Genomic DNA, 18,057 nt, shown 5'->3' on the forward strand with positions numbered 1-18,057 from the left:
ACGGCTGCTCAGAGTCGGGCCGTTGTCATCCGCATGGATTCCGCACTCGGTCAGTGCCAGACTCCTTGGCCTCGCCAGCTTCAACACTGGTAGCCGGCGAGGCCAGCCATGACAATCAGGCTTCCTTGTTGCCCTTGATGTCGTAACCCGCGGTCACGGCGCCACCGCTGCCGCCCTGGGCGTTCTGCACCACGTACTCCTGCTTCACCTTGGAAAACGACAGCGCCACCTTCTCGCGCATGCGTACTTCGTCATCCACCGAACCCTTGGGGCTCACCCTGGTGACGATCACGTCGGTCATGGTGAGCTTCAGGTATTCGAGCGGATTGCCGCCGGCCTTGCGCACCACCAGCACGGCTTCGTTGATGTGCTTGCCGGTCAGGCAGTACTTCATCAGGTTGGGCGATGCGCGATCGATGAAATGCTCGAAGGACAGGTCCGACACGGTCGCCTTGCCGGCGCCGCCGCCACTGCCCGCGTGCATGGTGGACTGCTGCTCGATGCTCCAGTCCCAGGCCAGTACTTCGACTTCGTTCTTGTGCGACGAATCCTGCGACTCGCCGTCGATGCCGTTGATCTTCAGGAAAATGTCCTGTGCCATTGCAAAACTCCTTGACGTTAAGACAGGTACTGCAGACAAGAGCCACAACCAGGGCCGCGCCCCAATCAGGTCAGGGGCGCGATACCTCGGCGTGGAACTACCGGTACGTTTCAATGCCTGAGCGACGCTCAGGCGGCGTCCTTGACCGACGGCAGGCGCGCCACCAGCCGCAGCGAGACGGTCAGGCCCTCGAGCTGGAAGTGCGGACGCAGGAAGAACTTGGCGCTGTAGTAGCCGGGGTTGCCTTCCAGTTCCTCGACGACCACCTCGGCTGCCGCCAGCGGTCGGCGCGCCTTGGTCTCCTGCGACGAGTTGGCCGGGTCGGCATCGACGTAGTTCATGATCCATTCGTTGAGCCAGCGCTGCATGTCCTCGCGCTCCTTGAAGGCGCCGATCTTGTCGCGCACGATGCACTTCAGGTAATGGGCAAAGCGCGAGCAGGCGAACAGGTACGGCAGGCGTGCCGAGAGGTTGGCGTTGGCGGTCGCATCAGCGTCGTAGTACTCGGCTGGCTTCTGCATCGACTGATCGCCTTGTCGGGCAACTGCCGCGACGGGATAAAGCGATGCGATAGCCTGACGGCGGCGCGCACCGCCTCGTCGCGGATCAGTACCTGGTGATGCGCCTCGAACGTCCGGACCAGACCCCGCACCATGGCGACCGCACTGGCTTCGTCCGGTTCCATGACCTGCAGCACCTGGAAGCGGCGGGTGAGCGCCGGATCCTTCTCGATGTGGCGCTTGTATTCGCTCCAGGTGGTGGCGCCGATCGTGCGCAGTGCCCCACGCGCCAGCGCCGGTTTGAGCAGGTTCGCGGCATCGCCGGTGCCGGCCTGGCCACCGGCGCCAACCAGCGTGTGGACTTCATCGACGAACAGGATCACGGGCGTCGGGGATCTGGCAGCTTCCTCAAGTACGCCCTTCAACCGCGCTTCGAACTCGCCCTTCATGCTGGCGCCCGCCAGCAGCGCACCCACGTCGAGGCTCAGCAGCCTGATGTCCTTCAGGCTGGGCGGCACCTCACCCGCGGCAATGGCCTGTGCCAGCCCCTCGATGACGGCGGTCTTGCCGACGCCCGCCTCTCCGGTCAGGAGCGGATTGTTCTGACGGCGGCGCAGCAGGATGTCCGTCATGGTGCGGATCTCATGCTCGCGGCCGATCACGGGATCCAGCCGGCCCGCGCGTGCCTCCTCGGTCAAGTCGCGGCAGTACCTGCCCAGGGCGGGCTTGCCGGCACTGGCAGGTGCCGTCGCGCCACTGGCTTCACCCGGTGTGGCCGGCGCCAGGCCACTGCCGTCATACGCCGCTTCACGGCTCTCAGGCGATTGCGCGAGGAGCGCCGGTGCCATTTCCACCAGGTCATCGGGCCGCACCTTCGCGAACTGGCTTGAGATGCCCAGCACCGTACGGCGCAACTCCGGCGTCTTGAGCAGCGCAGCGAGCAGATAGGCGCCGCGCACGTGGTCATCGGAAAAAGCAAGCGTCGCATAGACCCAGGCCCGCTCGATCGCCGACTCAAGCTGGAACGAAAAGTCACTGATCGAGGTGGCGCCGGCAGGCAACGCGGCCAGCGCGCGGGTCAGGTCGGCTTCAAGCACGGACAGGTCGGCGCCGGCATGGCGCAGCATCCGCTGCAGGTCGCCATCCGGGGCTTGCAGCAGTTGGTGGAGCCAATGCACAAGCTCCACGTACGGGTTGCCGCGGAGCTTGCAAAAGGCCGTCGCGCTTTCGATCGCCTTGAATAGCGTGAGATTGAGTCGGCCAAATAACGCCTGACGCGAAATATCCATTCGATGCCTTTGCCGTTCGCCCTCCTTGGAAGAGAGGGCTGCCATTGCACAGAGATTTTGTTATTGGCTTTTTTAGGATATGACCAAAACAATATGCTAGCAAACTTCTCATCCGCGACAAAATCCCTGCACGGCGGCATCTTAAATTTATCTAACCAATTGATTTTGAAGAACTTATTCACACCATCGCGCGATTATCACGATTTCTTCGCGCCGACAATGACCCAACACCATGCCCGCATGAAATATTACAATTTTTGACAATCCATCCGAGACATACATCATTTTTATCCGATGTCCATAGGATCATCCTTAAACTGCTAAAATCATCTTTTAATTCTGATTTTCCGGATATTTAATAGGAAAATTCCATTCGATTTAAAATTCGTTACGCCAGGATTTTCGATTATCATCAGACGCTCTCGAAAACCAATAACCTCAGGTGGCTGGGCTATGAGCGACTGGCAGAACCGCACTGCAGAAATCCACGCCGTCAACGCCGGACTCGGTGGCGACAGCAATGCGCCCTGGCCCTGGGATGCGCTTGGGGGGCCGCAGCCAGACGCTGCCGATCCGTTCTCGCTGGTGAAGCCAGCCGGTGGCGCGGGGACAACGGCGGCGGCTGCCCCTGACCCGGCCGACGTGCTCGATCAGCTCAAACGCGAGGCCGAGACGGCGCTACGGGATCCGAACTACGTCAGTGCACATGCCAGCTCAAATGCAACGTCGACAGTTCAGATCCCGGCGGAGGTCGACCCGAAGCCGCTGCAAACGGTCGCGCGCGAAGCGAACCATGCCGATAGCTTGATGGACATGCTGGACACAGCTGGCCATATTGATTCGCTGATCGGCTCCCAAGAATCCCTGGAAGAGCACGAACTCTTTTCAACCCCGGCTGCGCCGGACGTGCTGTGGCTGTTCGCTGGCGACATTGCGCCCACGCGGCGCCGCAATGTCACGGCCCCGCTTACCCGTCGCGAACACCATCTGGTCTCGATGGACAGCGCCTACCGTCCCGCGCCGGCGCTGACGCCTGATCCTGACCATGACGCTTGAATCGCACACCCCTCGTCAGGCATCCGACACGGGGCTGTCATCAATCCTTCGCCGAAGCGGCTCGGTCAAGGGCGCGCTGGCCCAGACGGAGGCGCAGGTCCGCGAGGAACCTGGCTCTTTCGCTTTCCGTTGGCGGCTATTCCAGTGGCTCTGCGTGGTCGGTGACTGGTCCAGGGCCCTCAAGCAATTGCAGGTCGCCACGCAGCTTGCGCCCGGCTTCGCGCAAACCGCGCATGTGTACCGCGACCTGATCCGTGCGGAGGTGTTCCGTGGCGAGGTATTTGCCGGCCAGCGCACCCCCGGCTCGCTGCTGCCGGCCCCGGCGTGGGTGGCAAAGCTCCACACGGCTCTGGCAGGAAACAAGGCCGGCGATTGCTCAGCCGCGGACGCCAGCCGGCACCTGGCCCTGTCGCAGGTGCCAGCCTCAGCCGGCGCGCACGACGGCGTGCGCTTTGCCTGGATTACCGACACTGACACACGGCTGGGACCGACCTGCGAGATCGTAACCGCGGGGCGCTACGCCTGGCTGCCCTTTGCGCAGATGCGCAAGATCGAGTTGGGCAAGGCGTCCGGGTTGCTGGATCTGTTATGGCGCCCGGCCACGGTGACACTCGCCGACGGCGTGGTCAGCCGTGGCTTCCTGCCGGTGCGCTACCCAGGCTCCGAACAAGGCAGCGACGGGATTCGGCTGGCTCGCGAAACCAGCTGGAGTGAAGCGGGCGAGACAGGTGTCATCGGTTTCGGCCAGAAGACCTGGATGACGGACACGGGGGATGTCGCCATGCTGGATGTGACAACACTCACCCTGGACGCGGAGCATGGCTGAACACCGCCCGCCGCGCCGCCCGAATTCGCAACTGCTGCCGACATTGCTGGACCGGCTGCGCGACGACGCGCCCCAGCGCCAGACGGAAAGCGCGGACGAATACACCGTCACGCGTGCCCAGATGCGCGAGATCATCCAGCGCGACCTCACCTATCTGCTCAACACCACCAATCGCGAGGATGAAATCGATCGCAAGCGCTATCCCGCTGCTGCCGCATCGACCATCAACTACGGCGTGTCCCCGGTCGCCGGCAGTTATCTGGCCGAACACAAGTGGAGCGATATCATCACCATCGTCAGGCGTGCGATCCTGGACTTCGAACCCCGGCTCATCCCCGGCTCGCTGGAAGTGAAGCCGCTTCTCAAAGAAGATGCGCCACAACGCTACAACACCCTGGTGTTCGAGATCAAAGGCCTGATCCATATGAACCCGTATCCGATGGCGTTCACTGCCCAAAGCTCGCTCGACCTGGAAACCAGCCGGATGAGTGTCCAATCGATCCACGCCAGCTGACACCATGGATCCGCAACTGCTCGATTACTACAATCGCGAGCTCGTCTATATGCGCGAGCTGGCCGGGGAATTCGCCAAACAGCACCCGAAGGTCGCGAAACGGCTGGGCATGCAGGGCATCGAGGTGGCCGACCCCTACGTCGAGCGCCTGATCGAGGCGTTCTGCTTCCTGTCAGCGCGTACCGAGATCAAGCTGGACGCAGAGTTCCCACGCTTCACGCAGCGGCTGCTGGAGGTGATCTACCCCAACTATGTGGCGCCGACGCCATCGATTGCGGTCGCGCAGTTCCGACCCAGCCAGAGCGAGGGCGATTTTGCGCATGGCGTGGAGGTTCCGCGCGGCACGGAGGTCAACGCGGCGGCGGCGCCTGGAGAGAAGACGGCCTGCCAGTTCAGGACCACGCAGCCGTTGACACTGTGGCCGGTTGAGATCACCGAAGCGCGGCTCACTGGCATTCCGCCCGATGTCAGGGGGCCGGAGCGCTATGTGCCCGCCCATGTGACAGTCCAGGGTGCACTGCGGTTGCGCCTGCGCTGTACGCGAGACGCGACCTTCGACCAACTGCCCGGCCTGGACCACCTGCCGGTCTATCTGCGCGGCGATGACCTGATCGCCTCACAACTGTTCGAACTGTTGCACAGCGCCGGTGTGGCGACGCTGATCGGACACCCCGGGGCCATGAGCGAGCGCCCCTGCGCAGTGGCGCAGGATGCTGTCAGTTACGTGGGAATGGGACCGGGCGAAGGCGCGCTGCCTTTGCAGTGGAACAGCTTCCACGGCCACAACCTGTTGCATGAGTACTTCGCTTGCCCGCAGCGCTTCTATTTCTTCGGCCTCAACAAGCTCGCTCAGGGCCTGAGCCGGATCCGCAGCAAGGAAGCCGAGATCGTCGTGCTGCTGTCAAAGCCGCCCCGGGATCTGACCAGCAAGGTCGACCGCGAACAGTTCGCGCTGTTTTGCACACCGGTGGTCAATCTGTTTCCAAAGCGCACCGATCGCATCGAGGTCACGCCGGGCCGCGCCGAGTTTCACCTGGTCGCCGACCGGCAGCATCCGTTTGACTACGAAATCCACACCGTCAGGCAGCTCTCCGCACAACGGTCCGAGCACAGCGCAGGCATCGACTTCCAGCCGCTCTTTACCACCCTGAATAGTGATGAAGGCAACCACGGCCGCTACTTTTCCCTGCGGCGCGAGCGTCGGCTGATCTCTGAGCAGGCTCGCAAGTACGGCACACGCACGGCATACGTCGGCACCGAGCTGTTCGTGTCGCTGGTGGACCAGAACGAAGCTCCCTACCCGGACGCCTTGCGCTACCTGTCAGTGGAATCGCTGGTTACAAATCGCGATCTGCCCAATCTGGTACCGCGCAATGGCCGGCACGACCTGACCCCGGCAGCTTCCATCCCCGTGGACGGGATCGGCCTGATCCGCGCGCCGTCGGCACCACGGCCGCCCTATGCGGATGGTGAAATGGCCTGGCGCCTGATACGGCTGCTGGGCTTCAACTACTTGTCGCTGACCGACCTGGAGCATCGCTCAGGGGGCCAGGGCCTGCGTGACATGCTGCGGCTTTTCGTGGCGAACGACGACCTCGCGCACCAGGGGCAAATCCAGAGCCTGATCGGCGCGAACGTGAAACCAGTCATGCGCCGGCTGCCAGGCAACGGGCCCTTGATCTACGGCCGCGGCATCCAGTGCCAGCTCACGGTGGACGAAGGCGGCTTCTCCGGCATCAGCCCATACCTGTTCGGCGTGGTGCTGGAGCATTTCCTGGCGCGCCACGTCTCGGTCAATGTCTTCACGCAAACCGAACTGCACTCCATGCAACGCGGCCTGGTGCATCGTTGGCCCGTGCGCATGGGCGGCCGCAGCGCCGTGTAGCCATGTTCAAAGGCAACGACGACAATGTGCCGCCCTCGCCGGCGGCGACGGCCGCGCCCGGAAACTATGCCGGCCAGGCGCCGTGGAAGCTGAGCTTCCTGGGGCTCCTGCGGCATCTGTCCGCCCGGCACCCTGACTTGCCCCCGATCGGGCAGGCGAGCCGGCCACGCGACGAGCCTTTCCGGGCTGGCCAGCAGGCCGCGCTCACCTTCGCGCCGCGCGAGATTGCGCAGGTGCAGCCGCTGCCCGGCCGGCTCAAGGTGCAATTGTTTGGCTTGGGCATGCTGGGGCCGAACGGGGCGCTGCCGATTCACCTGACGGAAGTTGTACGCGAGCGTAGCGAGGCACAGCGGGACAACACCACCGCCGACTTCCTGGATCTTTTCCACCATCGCGCCTTCACGCAGTTCTACCGCGCGTGGGCAAGCGCGCAAGCCACCGCGGGCCTCGATCGGCGCGACGGCGAGGTGTTCTCCCGCTATGTCGGCTGGCTGGCGGGCAATGAAGCCGACGAAATCGCGCACAGCACCCTGCCGCCGCACGCCCGGCTCGCTGCGAGCGCACACCAGGTGCGCGAAGCACGCAATCCCGACGGCATCGCGGCCACGCTTTCACACTTCTTTGGTGTGCCCGTCAGGCTTGAAGAGTATGTATTGCACTGGATCGCCGTCGATCCGGCCGAGCGCAGCCGCCTGGGACACCCGGGCGCCCCAGGGGTCATGGGGCAAGGCGCCATGCTTGGTGAAATGGTGCCGGACCGCCAACACAAGTTCCGTCTGGTGATCGGTCCGCTCGGGTTGCAGCAATACTTGAACTTCACGCCGAACGGCAGGGATCTTCCGACGCTCATCGAATGGGTGCGCGCCTTCGTCGGTTTCGAGTTCGTCTGGGAAGCCGAGCTGCAGGTGATCCCGGACTCGGCGCCGCCTGCCATCCTGGGCTCGCAGGAACGCCTGGGCTGGTCTACATGGCTGGGCGAACCGGATCACAGCCGCGCCATCACCGGCATGGTGTTCGAGCCCGAACACTATGCAACACACTGACCATGAATGCCAAAGCCAAGGCCGTACCGGTGCCAAGACCTGACTTTCCCTTCCCGGAACTGCTGGAACCTGTCGCACCCGACAGGCCATGCGGTGACGACCTGGAATACGACCCTGAGTTCGTCGTGCTGCTGGCCAAGGCGGCGCCGAAGCCCGACGCGCAGTACGGCAACTTCGTCAGCGAGCCCGAGGCCATCAACTGGGCGGATCTGGAGCGCGACTGCCGGCGCCTGCTGCTGCGCACGCGCGACATCCGCATCCTGGCGCTGTTGCTGCGCTGCCGTACCCGGCTAGGCCAGGCAAGCGGCCTGCGCGACGGACTCGCGGCCATGGCGCGGCTGCTGGCAAAATGGCCCGATGCCGTCCATCCGCAGTTATGCGTCGATGGCGAAACCGATCCCGCGATGCGCGCCAATGCGCTGGCCGCGCTGACCGACCCGGAGGGGCTGATGCGGGACGTGCGGGAGCTGACGATCACTGGCAACGCGGCGCTCCGGCTGCAGATCCGCGACGTCGAGCGTTCGCTCGGCGTGCCGCGGCCCGCGGACGCCCTGGCGCCGGAATCGGTGCGACAACAAATGCAGGATCTGCGCCAGCAGAACAGCCCCGCCCTCACGGCACTCGACGAGGCCGCGGCCCAAGCAGCGGCCATTGACGCTTGGGCAAAAGCCAACCTCCGGCAGGACAGCCCCGACTTGAGCCCGCTGCTCAGGCTGCTTGGCTTGATGACGAGCACTGTCGCAACCGCCCCGCCAGCGCAGGTCGCCGCACCAACGGCCGCGCCAGTCGCTGCTCCTTCATGCGGCGATGCTGCCGGCGGTCTTTCCCCTGCCGCAACCGCCGTGCACGCAGACGGCTGCAAACCGCGGGATCGCGATGCCGCCCTGGCCGCCATCCGCGCCGCGCGTCAATGGTTCGAGTTCCACGAACCCAGCAGCCCGGTGGCACTGCTGCTCAGGCAAGCCGAGCGGCTGACCGGCAAGCGCTTCGATGAAGTGTTCCAGGCGATCCCTGCGGATCTGGTGGAGCGCTGGGCGCAGGACACATAGCGGCAACCGGCCTGCAAGCTACTCCAGCATCGCCCGATGGCGCCCCAACGCCTCGCGCACGATGTCCAGCAGTCCGCTCCCTGCCTCGGCATCCACATGCCCCAGCAAGGCCTTGCGCATGCGCGGCTCCCAAAACCGCTTGATATGCCCTGCAATATCAGAGACGGCCTCTTCCCGATCCGGCATGGCCTCGAAGAAGCTGCCGATCTGGTTGGCCATGGTGATGAGGTTGTCGATCTTCATGCCAGGCTCGCTTCGTGCTGCAGACGTTGGGGATGGGCATAGACCACGTGCGCGCCGGCGCGCACGAAGCCGGCCAGGGTGATGCTGGCTTGTTCGGCAAGCCGCACGGCCAGCGCCGTCGGTGCGGATACCGCGGCGAGCACGCCGGCGCCGATGGCGGCGGTCTTCAGCACCATTTCATAGCTGGCGCGGCTGGTCACCAGCACCGCGCCGCTGGAGATGTCCTCGCCACTGCGGGCAAGCGCGCCCGCCAGCTTGTCCAGCGCGTTGTGGCGGCCCACGTCTTCACGCACCAGTGATACATGGCCATCGGCACGCAGCCATGCGGCAGCGTGCGTCGCACCCGTGTGTTGCTGCAATTCCTGCCGCAGTTGCAGTTGCACGAACGCGGCCTGGATCACGTCGGTATGGAAGCTGGCATCGCTGCGCACCGGTGCCGGCAGGCGCATCACCTGTTCCAGCGATTCGGTGCCGCACAGTCCGCAGCCGGTGCGCCCGGCCAGCGAGCGGCGGCGGTCCTTGAGCCGCATGAAGGCTTCCGATGCGATCTCCAGCTGCACCGCGATGCCTTCCTCGCGCGTGTCGATTTCGATGTCATAGACATCCCTGGCACTCGCGACGATGCCTTCGCTCAGGCTGAAGCCGAGTGCGAAGTCCTCCAGGTCGGCCGGCGTCGCCAGCATCACCGCGTGCGAGATGCCGTTGTACACCAGCGCGACCGGCACCTCCTCGGCCACTTCATCGGGGCTCAGCATCAGCTCGCCGCGGCGCCAGCGGCTGACGGCGAAGGTGCTGTGAGTGGGCGGCTCGGCGTCTCCGGCCGCGGCCGGATGCACCTCCGGTGACTGCATGCAGCGCATCATGGCGTGGCCCCTCCGCTCAGCGTACGGCCTGCGCCGGGTCGGCGCTGGCGGCTTCCAGCAGTTGCAGCTGCTGGGCGTTGAACTCCTGGTACTCCCGCTGCCACGCCGACGGCTGCGCCACCGGCAGCACCTGCACCGCGGTCACCTTGTACTCCGGGCAGTTGGTGGCCCAGTCTGAGTTGTCGGTGGTGATCACGTTGGCGCCGGATTCCGGAAAGTGGAAGGTAGTGTAGACCACGCCCGGCTGCATGCGCTCGCTGACGATCGCGCGCAGCACCGTGTCGCCGGCACGGCTCTGCACCCCGACCCAGTCGCCGTCCTTGATGCCGCGCTCCTCGGCATCGTGCGGATGGATCTCGAGCCGGTCCTCGGCATGCCAGTAGACGTTGTCGGTACGGCGCGTCTGCGCGCCGACGTTGTACTGCGACAGGATGCGGCCGGTGGTCAGGATCAGCGGGAAGGCGCGCGTGATCTTCTCGGTGGTGGGCACGTACTTGGTGATGATGAACTTGCCCTTGCCGCGCACGAAGGTGTCGATATGCATGGTCGGCGTGCCTTCCGGCGCCTCGGCGTTGCACGGCCACTGGATGCTGCCGAGCTGGTCCAGGCGCTTGTAGCTGACACCTGCGAAGGTCGGCGTCAGGCGCGCGATCTCGTCCATGATCTCCGACGGATGCTTGTAGTCCATCGGGTAGCCCAGCGCATTGGCCAGCAGGATGGTGGCTTCCCAGTCGGCATAGCGCGCCTTGGGCGGCATCACCTTGCGCACGCGCGAGATGCGGCGCTCGGCGTTGGTGAAGGTGCCGTCCTTTTCCAGGAAGGAAGAGCCCGGCAGGAACACGTGCGCGTACTTGGCGGTCTCGTTCAGGAAGATGTCCTGCACCACGATGCATTCCATCGACGACAGCGCCTCGGACACGTGCTGCGTGTTCGGGTCGGACTGGACGATGTCCTCGCCCTGGCAGTACAGACCCTTGAAGCTGCCGGCCAGCGCGGCTTCAAACATATTGGGGATGCGCAGGCCCGGCTCGGGGCTGATCTCGACATTCCACGCGGCTTCGAACAGGCCGCGCGTGGTCGAGTCCGACACGTGGCGATAGCCCGGCAGCTCATGCGGGAACGAACCGATATCGCACGAGCCCTGCACGTTGTTCTGTCCGCGCAGGGGGTTCACGCCCACGCCTTCGCGGCCGATATTGCCGGTTGCCATGGCAAGGTTGGCAATGCCCATCACGGTGGTGGAGCCTTGCGCATGCTCGGTCACGCCCAGGCCGTAGTAGATCGCAGCGTTGCCGCCGGTGGCATACAGGCGTGCGGCACCGCGCAGCTGTTCCGCCGGAATGCCAGTCACGCTTTCCATCGCCTCCGGCGAGTTCTCCGGCAGCGAGACGAAATCGCGCCATTGCTGGAAGGCGCGGTCCTCGCAGCGCTCGGCGATGAAGGCTTCGTTGAGCAGGCCTTCGGTGACGATCACGTGCGCCAGCGAGGTCACCAGCGCCACGTTGGTGCCCGGGCGCAGTTGCAGGTGATAGTCGGCACGGATATGCGGGGAGTCGACCAGGTCGATGCGGCGTGGATCGACCACGATCAACCTGGCGCCGGCGCGCAGGCGCTTCTTCATGCGCGACGCAAAGACCGGGTGGCCGTCGGTCGGGTTGGCACCGATCACCATGATCACGTCGGCCTTCTCCACCGACTTGAAGGTCTGCGTGCCGGCCGATTCGCCCAGGGTCTGCTTCAGGCCGTAGCCGGTCGGCGAATGGCACACGCGCGCGCAGGTGTCGACGTTGTTGTTGCCGAAGGCTGCGCGCACCAGCTTCTGCACCAGGTAGCCCTCTTCATTGGTGCAGCGCGACGACACGATGCCGCCGATGGAGTCCTTGCCGTGCTCGGCCTGGATACGCTTGAACTGCGACGCGGCATAGTCGATCGCCTCTTCCCACGACACCTCGCGCCACGGATCGGTGATCTTCGCGCGGATCATCGGCTTGAGGATGCGGTCCTTGTGCGTGGCGTAGCCCCAGGCAAAGCGGCCCTTGACGCAGGCGTGGCCTTCATTGGCCTTGCCGTCCTTGTACGGCACCATGCGCACCACTTCATTGCCCTTCATCTCGGCCTTGAACGAACAGCCCACGCCGCAATAGGCACAGGTGGTCACGGTGCTGTGCGAGGGCTGGCCGAACTTGATCACCGAGGTCTCGGTCAGCGTCGCGGTCGGGCACGCCTGCACGCAGGCGCCGCACGAGACGCAGTCCGATTCCATGAACGACTGGCTGGTGCCGGGCGAGACGCGGGAATCGAAACCGCGGCCACTGATAGTCAGGGCGAAAGTGCCCTGCGTTTCCTCGCAGGCGCGCACGCAGCGGTTGCAGACGATGCACTTGGAGGGGTCGTAGGTGAAGTAAGGATTGGATTCGTCCTTCTTCATCTGCGTGTGCGTCGCGATCGGCGCAGCTTCCGGGCCGCCGTCGTTGTAGCGCACTTCACGCAGGCCGACCACGCCGGCCATGTCCTGCAGCTCGCAGTTGCCGTTGGTCGGGCAGGTCAGGCAATCGAGCGGGTGGTCGGAGATATACAGCTCCATCACGCCGCGGCGCAGGTCGGCCAGCTTGTCGCTCTGGGTCTTGACCTTCATGCCGGCTTCGACCGGCGTGGTGCACGATGCCGGATAGCCGCGGCGCCCTTCGATCTCGACCAGGCAGAGCCGGCACGAGCCGAAGGCTTCGAGGCTGTCGGTGGCGCACAGCTTGGGGACGGCGATCTGCGCTTCCATCGCGGCGCGCATCACCGAGGTGCCGGCGGGTACGGTGACGCTGACGCCATCGACCTCCAGGGTGACCAGTTCGGTGGATGGGCTGGCGGGCGTGCCGAAATCGATCTCGTTGCGGGCATTCATGGCGGTTTGTCTCCCGTGTCTCTGCTGGACCTGGCTCAGGCGGCCTTGGCTGGGTTGGAGGCGAGGCCGAAGTCCTCGGGGAATTCATTCAGCGCGGACAGCACCGGGTACGGGGTCATGCCGCCCATCGCGCACAGCGAGCCGTTGAGCATGGTGTCGCACAGGTCGCGCACCAGCGCTACGTGCTTGACCGGCTGCTCGCCGGCGATGATGCGGTCCATCACTTCGACGCCGCGGGTCGAGCCGATCCGGCACGGGGTGCACTTGCCGCACGATTCGATCGCGCAGAACTCCATCGCGTAGCGGGCCTGCTTTGCCATGTCGACGGTTTCATCGAACACCACGATGCCGCCGTGGCCGACCACGCCGCCGAACGCGGCATAGGCTTCATAGTCCAGCGGCACGTCGAAGCGCGACTCGGGCAGGTACGCGCCCAGCGGCCCGCCCACCTGCACCGCGCGGATGGCGCGGCCGCTGCGCGTGCCGCCGCCGTAGTCGACCAGCAGCTCGCGCAGCGTGACGCCGAACGCCTTCTCCACCAGTCCGCCCTGCTTGATGTTGCCGGCCAGCTGGAACGGCAGCGTGCCGCGCGAGCGGCCCATGCCGTAGTCGCGGTAGTACTGCGCGCCGCGCGCCAGGATCACCGGCACGGTGGCCAGCGAGATCACGTTGTTGATCACCGTGGGCTTGCCGAACAGCCCCTGCAGCGCCGGCAGCGGCGGCTTGGCGCGCACCACGCCGCGCCGTCCTTCCAGGCTTTCCAGCAGCGCGGTTTCCTCGCCGCAGACATAGGCGCCGGCGCCCTTGCGCACTTCCAGGTGAAAGCGCTTGCCGCTGCCGCGGATATCGTCGCCGAGCCAGCCGGCGGCGTTGGCGATGCCGATCGCGCTTTCCAGCACGGCAATCGCGTGCGGATATTCGGAACGGCAGTAGATGTAGCCCTGCTCCGCACCCACCGCCAGCGCGGCGATGGTCATGCCTTCGATCAGCATGAACGGGTCGTCTTCCATCACCATGCGGTCGGAGAACGTGCCCGAGTCGCCTTCATCAGCATTGCAGACGATGTACTTGACCGCGGACTGCGCGCCCAGCACGGTCTTCCACTTGATGCCGGTCGGGAACGCCGCGCCGCCGCGGCCGCGCAGGCCGGAGTCGGTGACCTCCTGCACGATCTCGGCGGGCTGCATCGCCAGCGCGCGCTCCAGGCCGGCAAAGCCCTCATGCGCGCGGTAGTCGTCCAGCGACAGCGGATCGGTGATGCCGACGCGGGCGAAGGTCAGGCGCTCCTGCTGCTTCAGGAAGGGGATTTCGTCGGTGACGCCCTGCGACAGCGCGTGCTCGCCGCCTTGCAGCAAGCCGGCGTCGAATAGTTCCGGCACGTCTGCGGCGCTGACCGGGCCATAGGCCACGCGGCCGGCTCCGGTCTGCACCTCGACCAGCGGCTCCAGCCAGAACATGCCGCGCGAGCCATTGCGCACAATGCGCACGTGCTGGTTGCGCGCCGCGGCCTCACGCGCGATGGCGCGGGCCACGTCGTCGGCGCCCAGCGCCAGCGCGGTGGAATCGCGCGGCACGAAGATGGTGGTGATCGTGATCATGCCTGTGCCTCCGCGGCTTCCGTGGTCTTTTCCGCGGACGACTCGCGCAGCGAGCGCACCAGCGCGTCGAAGCGTTTGGCATCGACATAGCCGTGCAGTTGCTCGCCGACCATCACCGCCGGGCCGCAGGCGCACTGGCCCAGGCAATAAACCGGCTCCAGCGTCACCTGCCCGTCCGCGGTGGTTTCATGGAAGCCACAGCCAAGTGCGCGCTGCGCATGCGCGACCAGCGCTTCGGCGCCGACCGACTGGCACGCTTCGGCGCGGCAGACCTGCACCACATGGCGCCCGGCCGGCTGCTGGCGGAAGTGGTGGTAGAAGGTGATCACGCCGTGCACCTCGGCGCGCGACAGGTTCAGCGCGCGGGCAATCACGGGCACGGCGGCGTCGGGGATATAACCCTGTGTGTCCTGGATCTCATGCAGGATCGGCAGCAAGGCGCCCGGCATGTCCTGGCGTGCCGCCACGATGGCGGCGATGCGCGTGGCGTCGGCGGATGCCGGTGCGTGGGGGGAAATTTCTGGCATAGCGTCTCCTGTGAGGCGTTGCGCAGATCGGCAGCGCGGCCTCTTATATGCTATTTTTTTCCTATTTACGGGCTGTGGCGTCGCCGTTTTTTCCCGTTTGAAGGACTATATGAGAGTGACAGCGGCCCTTCAATAAGCTATTTTCTACATATGATCCGCATCTCGATCCACCCGCACCTGCAGATCCGGGACGACGCCAGCCCCGGTGGCGACGCCCTCGACGTGTCCCGGCTAGTGGCCCTGCTCGGGCACATCGAGGAATCCGGCAGCATCAGCCACTCGGCACAGGCGGTATCGCTGTCCTACCGCTACGCCTGGGGCATCCTGCGCGATGCCGAGGCGCTGTTCGGCGGCCCGCTGATCGACAAGACCCGCGGGCGCGGCAGCGCGCTGACGCCGCTGGCGCAGCAGTTGGTGTGGGCCAGCAAGCGGATCGGCGCGCGGCTGTCGCCGACGCTCGACAGCCTGGCGTCCGAGCTGGAGATCGAGTTGAAGAAGCTGATGGACCAGCCCGAAGCCACGGCGCGGCTGCATGCCAGCCACGGCTTCGCGGTGGCGGCGCTGCGCGACTTCCTCGACGAGCAGCAGGTGCGGCACGACCTGAAGTACTGCGGCAGCGTCGAGGCCGTGGCGGCACTGGCCGAAGGCGCCTGCGATATCGCCGGCTTCCATGTGCCGGTGGGCGAGTTCGAGCACGGTATGTGGCGGCATTTCACCACCTGGCTCAAACCGGACACCCACTGCCTGGTGCACCTGGCGGTGCGCAGCCAGGGACTGTTCGTGCGGCCGGACAACCCGCTTGGCATCCACACGCTGGAAGACCTGACCCGGCGCGAGGTGCGCTTCGTCAACCGCCAGGTGGGCTCGGGCACGCGCCTGCTGCTGGACCTGATGCTGGCCGCGCGCGGCATCGACACGGCCCGCATCGAGGGCTACAGCAACGGTGAATTCACCCACGCCGCGGTGGCCGCGTATATCGGCAGCGGCATGGCCGACGTGGGCTTTGGCGTGGAAACCGCGGCGCGGCGCTTCGGGCTGGCGTTCGTGCCGGTGATCAAGGAGCGCTACTTCTTTGCGATCGAGCGCGCCAAGCTGCGCAGCGCGGCACTGGCCGGCGCGGTGGACGCGCTTACCAGCGAAGCCTTCCGCCAGCGCGTCAATGCACTGCCCGGCTACGACGGCGCGCTGACCGGCACCGTGCTGACGCTGGAAGAAGCGTTCCCGGACTATGCTGTGGCGCGCTAGCGCTCCAGCAGGGACAGGCGGTCAGGATGACCGGCCCATTGCTCATGGCCGGGGATCGGCCCCTTGGCCTTGAGCAACGGCAGCCAGTCAGCGCGCCGCGACAGTTCGGCATTGAGGGCAATGAAATGGCGCTGGTCCTCGGGCAGGTCATGCTCCGAGTAGATCGCGCCGGCCGGGCACAGCGGCACGCACATCGAGCAATCGATGCACTGGTCGGGGTCGATGGCGAGGAAGTTGGGCCCTTCGTGGAAGCACGACATCGGGCAGACTTCGACGCAATCGGTATGGCGGCACTGGATGCAGGCATCCGTCACGACAAAGGTCATGGGGCAGTTGCGGTACGGCGGGTGACGACCGCGTGATGGTAACGCCCCGCCCGCGGGCGCGGGACGCGCCGCATTGTGCGACTCCTTCAAATCCGCTGAAGAGCCGCGCCCGGCCTGGCCCGGGCGCAGGCGCGTCAAGCGGTCTCGCGCATCAGTTCTTCCTTGCGCGCCGCCATGGCCTGTGCCACGTCGCGCAGGTTGACCTTTTCCTTGATCGCGTTCTTGAACAGCTCGCCCTCCTCTTCCTCGATATGGTGGGCGACGTATTCTGACAGCACCGTGTAGTTGGCCTCGAGCTTGTCGCCGGCCGGATCCTCCTCGATCGCAGCGATCAGGTCCTTCGCCACCTGGTGCTCGACCTCGGCCTCGTCCAGCAGGTCGTCGATCTCGTCGCTGACGCCGCGCAGCGCCGGATAGAAGATCTCCTCCTCGATGGTGGCGTGCACCGTGAGCTGGTTGCACACCTCCAGCGCGATCGCCTGCTTCTCGTCGCGATCTTCAGTGTCCTTGAACGCCTTGAACTGCTTCTTGACAGCGCGATGGTCGTCCATCAATGCGCCGAGGGCCTGGGCCTGGTCTGCGGGAATCTTCGACTTGTCCACGGTTTTCTCCTGGTGGGATTTTCCGGCGCTCCGGCTTTGCGCTGGGGAGAACGCAGATTCCGTGCCCGCCCCAGCGCAGGCAGCGCACCTGCCCGTCGTTGCAATTCCTGCGCGAAGCCTTGTAATTGTGCCCGCAGCGCCGCGTCGGTCGGACCAGGCTTGCCGCGGCTTCATTTGCCTGCATACCGTGCCTTGGGAGCCCCCTCACCTTTGCTCTGTGCGTGGCAAGCGCGGCATGAAATTTGCGGCGTGGCGCAGTAAGCCGAAACAGGAGTATCCCTGTCCGAAATGCAACCGATACCGGACGGCGCATCCGCGCCGTTCATCACCGCCATGCCGACCTCATTCCTCTACTCCAATTGTGCCGATGGCCAGCCGGCCATGATGGACGAATTACAAGCCGCGCGCGAGGCCGGCTATGGCGTAGATGCGCGCCATGCCTTCTGGGAAGAAGAGCCCGCGTCAGTGCCCGCGCTGCAGCGCCCGCGCCTGCGCGCGCTGCAGCACCAGGTGCAGCCGGCCGACTCGGTCGTGTCGCTGCGGCTGTGCAGCCTGGGCTGGAGCGTGCCCGAGGTGCTGGCCACCATCCGGCGCTTCCGCCTGCTGGGGGTGGCGTTGTATTGCGTGCAGCTGTCCCGTGACGACCTGGCCAGCGCCACGCCGCCGGAGGCGGTCGAGGTGCTGCGTGCGGTCGCCGCGCTGGAAGGCGCCGCCCGCAGCGTGCGCGTGCGCGAGAGCCTGGCCGCGGCCAAGGCCATGGGACGTCAGGTGGGCCGTCCGCCCAAGCACACGCCTGAACAGCGCCATGCGATCCTGAACGCGCTGGCCGCTGGCAATTCGGTGAGCGAGACCGCGCGGCGCTTCAGCACTTCACGCCAGACCGTGCTGCGCATCCGCGCCGCCGAGCCAGGCGCACAGCCCCATGCGGCATCCGCGGCCATGGCCGACGCTGAAGAATCGGCGACCGAAGCTGCCACCGGATGAGAGCGACAGC

Annotated in this window: 16 protein-coding genes and 2 pseudogenes; 8 read left to right on the plus strand and 10 right to left on the minus strand. The window is 65.7% G+C overall.

The features are described from left to right. Positions 1-115: 115 nt before the first annotated feature. From AC3WVS_RS04500 to AC3WVS_RS04510, 3 genes and pseudogenes are all read right to left on the minus strand, one after another. Positions 116-601, minus strand: coding sequence for an Hcp family type VI secretion system effector (locus tag AC3WVS_RS04500; protein ID WP_492317575.1), 486 nt, complete (start codon positions 599-601; stop codon positions 116-118). Between the two features lie 128 nt (positions 602-729). Beyond that, a pseudogene (locus tag AC3WVS_RS04505) lies at positions 730-1,134 on the minus strand (type VI secretion system contractile sheath large subunit); the annotation flags it as partial. Continuing rightward, positions 1,125-2,390 (minus strand): annotated as a pseudogene (locus tag AC3WVS_RS04510) (AAA family ATPase); the annotation flags it as partial. The pseudogenes AC3WVS_RS04510 and AC3WVS_RS04505, both read right to left, overlap by 10 nt. Before the next feature lie 453 nt (positions 2,391-2,843). Between AC3WVS_RS04510 and AC3WVS_RS04515 the strand changes: the two are divergent. The 6 genes from AC3WVS_RS04515 to tssA are packed head-to-tail and all read left to right on the plus strand — an operon-like array spanning position 2,844 to position 8,763. Further along, entirely contained in the window at positions 2,844-3,446 is a 603-nt protein-coding gene (locus tag AC3WVS_RS04515; RefSeq protein WP_492317576.1) for a TagK domain-containing protein, read from the plus strand. Then, positions 3,436-4,272, plus strand: a complete 837-nt coding sequence (locus AC3WVS_RS04520) for a type VI secretion system accessory protein TagJ (RefSeq protein ID WP_492317577.1) — start codon at positions 3,436-3,438, stop codon at positions 4,270-4,272. Before AC3WVS_RS04515 ends, AC3WVS_RS04520 begins: the two co-directional genes overlap by 11 nt. Beyond that, positions 4,265-4,786: a type VI secretion system baseplate subunit TssE gene (gene tssE / locus AC3WVS_RS04525; protein ID WP_492317578.1), complete on the plus strand. Its 522-nt coding sequence runs from the start codon at positions 4,265-4,267 to the stop codon at positions 4,784-4,786. Before AC3WVS_RS04520 ends, tssE begins: the two co-directional genes overlap by 8 nt. Before the next feature lie 4 nt (positions 4,787-4,790). After that, complete coding sequence (gene tssF, locus AC3WVS_RS04530; protein ID WP_492317579.1) at positions 4,791-6,671, plus strand: type VI secretion system baseplate subunit TssF; 1,881 nt, start codon at positions 4,791-4,793, stop codon at positions 6,669-6,671. A gap of 2 nt (positions 6,672-6,673) precedes the next feature. Next, complete coding sequence (tssG, locus tag AC3WVS_RS04535) at positions 6,674-7,714, plus strand: type VI secretion system baseplate subunit TssG (protein WP_492317580.1); 1,041 nt, start codon at positions 6,674-6,676, stop codon at positions 7,712-7,714. 2 nt (positions 7,715-7,716) lie between these two features. After that, positions 7,717-8,763 (plus strand): type VI secretion system protein TssA, encoded by a 1,047-nt coding sequence (gene tssA, locus AC3WVS_RS04540; protein WP_492317581.1) that lies wholly within the window; start codon positions 7,717-7,719, stop codon positions 8,761-8,763. An 18-nt stretch (positions 8,764-8,781) separates the two neighbouring features. On the opposite strand, the gene AC3WVS_RS04545 is transcribed toward tssA, so the two are convergent. From AC3WVS_RS04545 to AC3WVS_RS04565, 5 genes are read right to left on the minus strand one after another with little or no spacing between them, the layout of a single operon-like run. Then, complete coding sequence (locus AC3WVS_RS04545; RefSeq protein ID WP_010811246.1) at positions 8,782-9,006, minus strand: formate dehydrogenase subunit delta; 225 nt, start codon at positions 9,004-9,006, stop codon at positions 8,782-8,784. Next, positions 9,003-9,869 carry a formate dehydrogenase accessory sulfurtransferase FdhD gene (fdhD, locus tag AC3WVS_RS04550; RefSeq protein WP_492317582.1) on the minus strand — a complete coding sequence of 289 codons (867 nt, stop codon included), beginning with the start codon at positions 9,867-9,869 and terminating at the stop codon, positions 9,003-9,005. The genes AC3WVS_RS04545 and fdhD overlap by 4 nt, the downstream gene beginning before the upstream one ends. 16 nt (positions 9,870-9,885) lie before the next feature. Further along, on the minus strand, positions 9,886-12,765 hold the full coding sequence (gene fdhF / locus AC3WVS_RS04555; RefSeq protein WP_492317583.1) for a formate dehydrogenase subunit alpha: 2,880 nt from the start codon (positions 12,763-12,765) through the stop codon (positions 9,886-9,888). Positions 12,766-12,800: 35 nt separating this feature from the next. Further along, positions 12,801-14,363, minus strand: coding sequence for a formate dehydrogenase beta subunit (locus AC3WVS_RS04560; RefSeq protein ID WP_492317584.1), 1,563 nt, complete (start codon positions 14,361-14,363; stop codon positions 12,801-12,803). Beyond that, the gene (locus AC3WVS_RS04565) at positions 14,360-14,890 is read right to left on the minus strand and encodes a formate dehydrogenase subunit gamma (protein ID WP_492317585.1); all 531 of its coding nucleotides are present in this window, start codon (positions 14,888-14,890) and stop codon (positions 14,360-14,362) included. The genes AC3WVS_RS04560 and AC3WVS_RS04565 overlap by 4 nt, the downstream gene beginning before the upstream one ends. A 150-nt stretch (positions 14,891-15,040) precedes the next feature. Between AC3WVS_RS04565 and AC3WVS_RS04570 the strand changes: the two genes are divergently transcribed. Beyond that, positions 15,041-16,135 (plus strand): substrate-binding domain-containing protein, encoded by a 1,095-nt coding sequence (locus tag AC3WVS_RS04570; protein WP_492317586.1) that lies wholly within the window; start codon positions 15,041-15,043, stop codon positions 16,133-16,135. Here the strand turns inward: AC3WVS_RS04570 and fdxA are convergent. Beyond that, the gene (gene fdxA, locus AC3WVS_RS04575) at positions 16,132-16,461 is read right to left on the minus strand and encodes a ferredoxin FdxA (protein ID WP_492317587.1); all 330 of its coding nucleotides are present in this window, start codon (positions 16,459-16,461) and stop codon (positions 16,132-16,134) included. The genes AC3WVS_RS04570 and fdxA overlap by 4 nt on opposite strands. A 134-nt stretch (positions 16,462-16,595) precedes the next feature. After that, on the minus strand, positions 16,596-17,063 hold the full coding sequence (locus tag AC3WVS_RS04580; RefSeq protein ID WP_492317588.1) for a hemerythrin domain-containing protein: 468 nt from the start codon (positions 17,061-17,063) through the stop codon (positions 16,596-16,598). 288 nt (positions 17,064-17,351) lie between these two features. On the opposite strand from AC3WVS_RS04580, the gene AC3WVS_RS04585 reads away from it, so the two are divergent. After that, positions 17,352-18,047, plus strand: a complete 696-nt coding sequence (locus AC3WVS_RS04585; protein ID WP_492317589.1) for a recombinase family protein — start codon at positions 17,352-17,354, stop codon at positions 18,045-18,047. Positions 18,048-18,057: the final 10 nt, after the last annotated feature.

The organism is Cupriavidus sp. CPT47-8839-RL05A (genome assembly GCF_058792255.1).

Bases quoted from the DNA above. Each gene is read 5' to 3' on its own strand.
- AC3WVS_RS04500 (WP_492317575.1), bottom strand. From the start codon at position 601: ATGGCACAGGACATTTTCCTGAAGATCAACGGCATCGACGGCGAGTCG.
- AC3WVS_RS04515 (WP_492317576.1), top strand. From the start codon at position 2,844: ATGAGCGACTGGCAGAACCGCACTGCAGAAATCCACGCCGTCAACGCC.
- AC3WVS_RS04520 (WP_492317577.1), top strand. From the start codon at position 3,436: ATGACGCTTGAATCGCACACCCCTCGTCAGGCATCCGACACGGGGCTG.
- tssE (WP_492317578.1), top strand. From the start codon at position 4,265: ATGGCTGAACACCGCCCGCCGCGCCGCCCGAATTCGCAACTGCTGCCG.
- tssF (WP_492317579.1), top strand. From the start codon at position 4,791: ATGGATCCGCAACTGCTCGATTACTACAATCGCGAGCTCGTCTATATG.
- tssG (WP_492317580.1), top strand. From the start codon at position 6,674: ATGTTCAAAGGCAACGACGACAATGTGCCGCCCTCGCCGGCGGCGACG.
- tssA (WP_492317581.1), top strand. From the start codon at position 7,717: ATGAATGCCAAAGCCAAGGCCGTACCGGTGCCAAGACCTGACTTTCCC.
- AC3WVS_RS04545 (WP_010811246.1), bottom strand. From the start codon at position 9,006: ATGAAGATCGACAACCTCATCACCATGGCCAACCAGATCGGCAGCTTC.
- fdhD (WP_492317582.1), bottom strand. From the start codon at position 9,869: ATGATGCGCTGCATGCAGTCACCGGAGGTGCATCCGGCCGCGGCCGGA.
- fdhF (WP_492317583.1), bottom strand. From the start codon at position 12,765: ATGAATGCCCGCAACGAGATCGATTTCGGCACGCCCGCCAGCCCATCC.
- AC3WVS_RS04560 (WP_492317584.1), bottom strand. From the start codon at position 14,363: ATGATCACGATCACCACCATCTTCGTGCCGCGCGATTCCACCGCGCTG.
- AC3WVS_RS04565 (WP_492317585.1), bottom strand. From the start codon at position 14,890: ATGCCAGAAATTTCCCCCCACGCACCGGCATCCGCCGACGCCACGCGC.
- AC3WVS_RS04570 (WP_492317586.1), top strand. From the start codon at position 15,041: ATGATCCGCATCTCGATCCACCCGCACCTGCAGATCCGGGACGACGCC.
- fdxA (WP_492317587.1), bottom strand. From the start codon at position 16,461: ATGACCTTTGTCGTGACGGATGCCTGCATCCAGTGCCGCCATACCGAT.
- AC3WVS_RS04585 (WP_492317589.1), top strand. From the start codon at position 17,352: ATGCAACCGATACCGGACGGCGCATCCGCGCCGTTCATCACCGCCATG.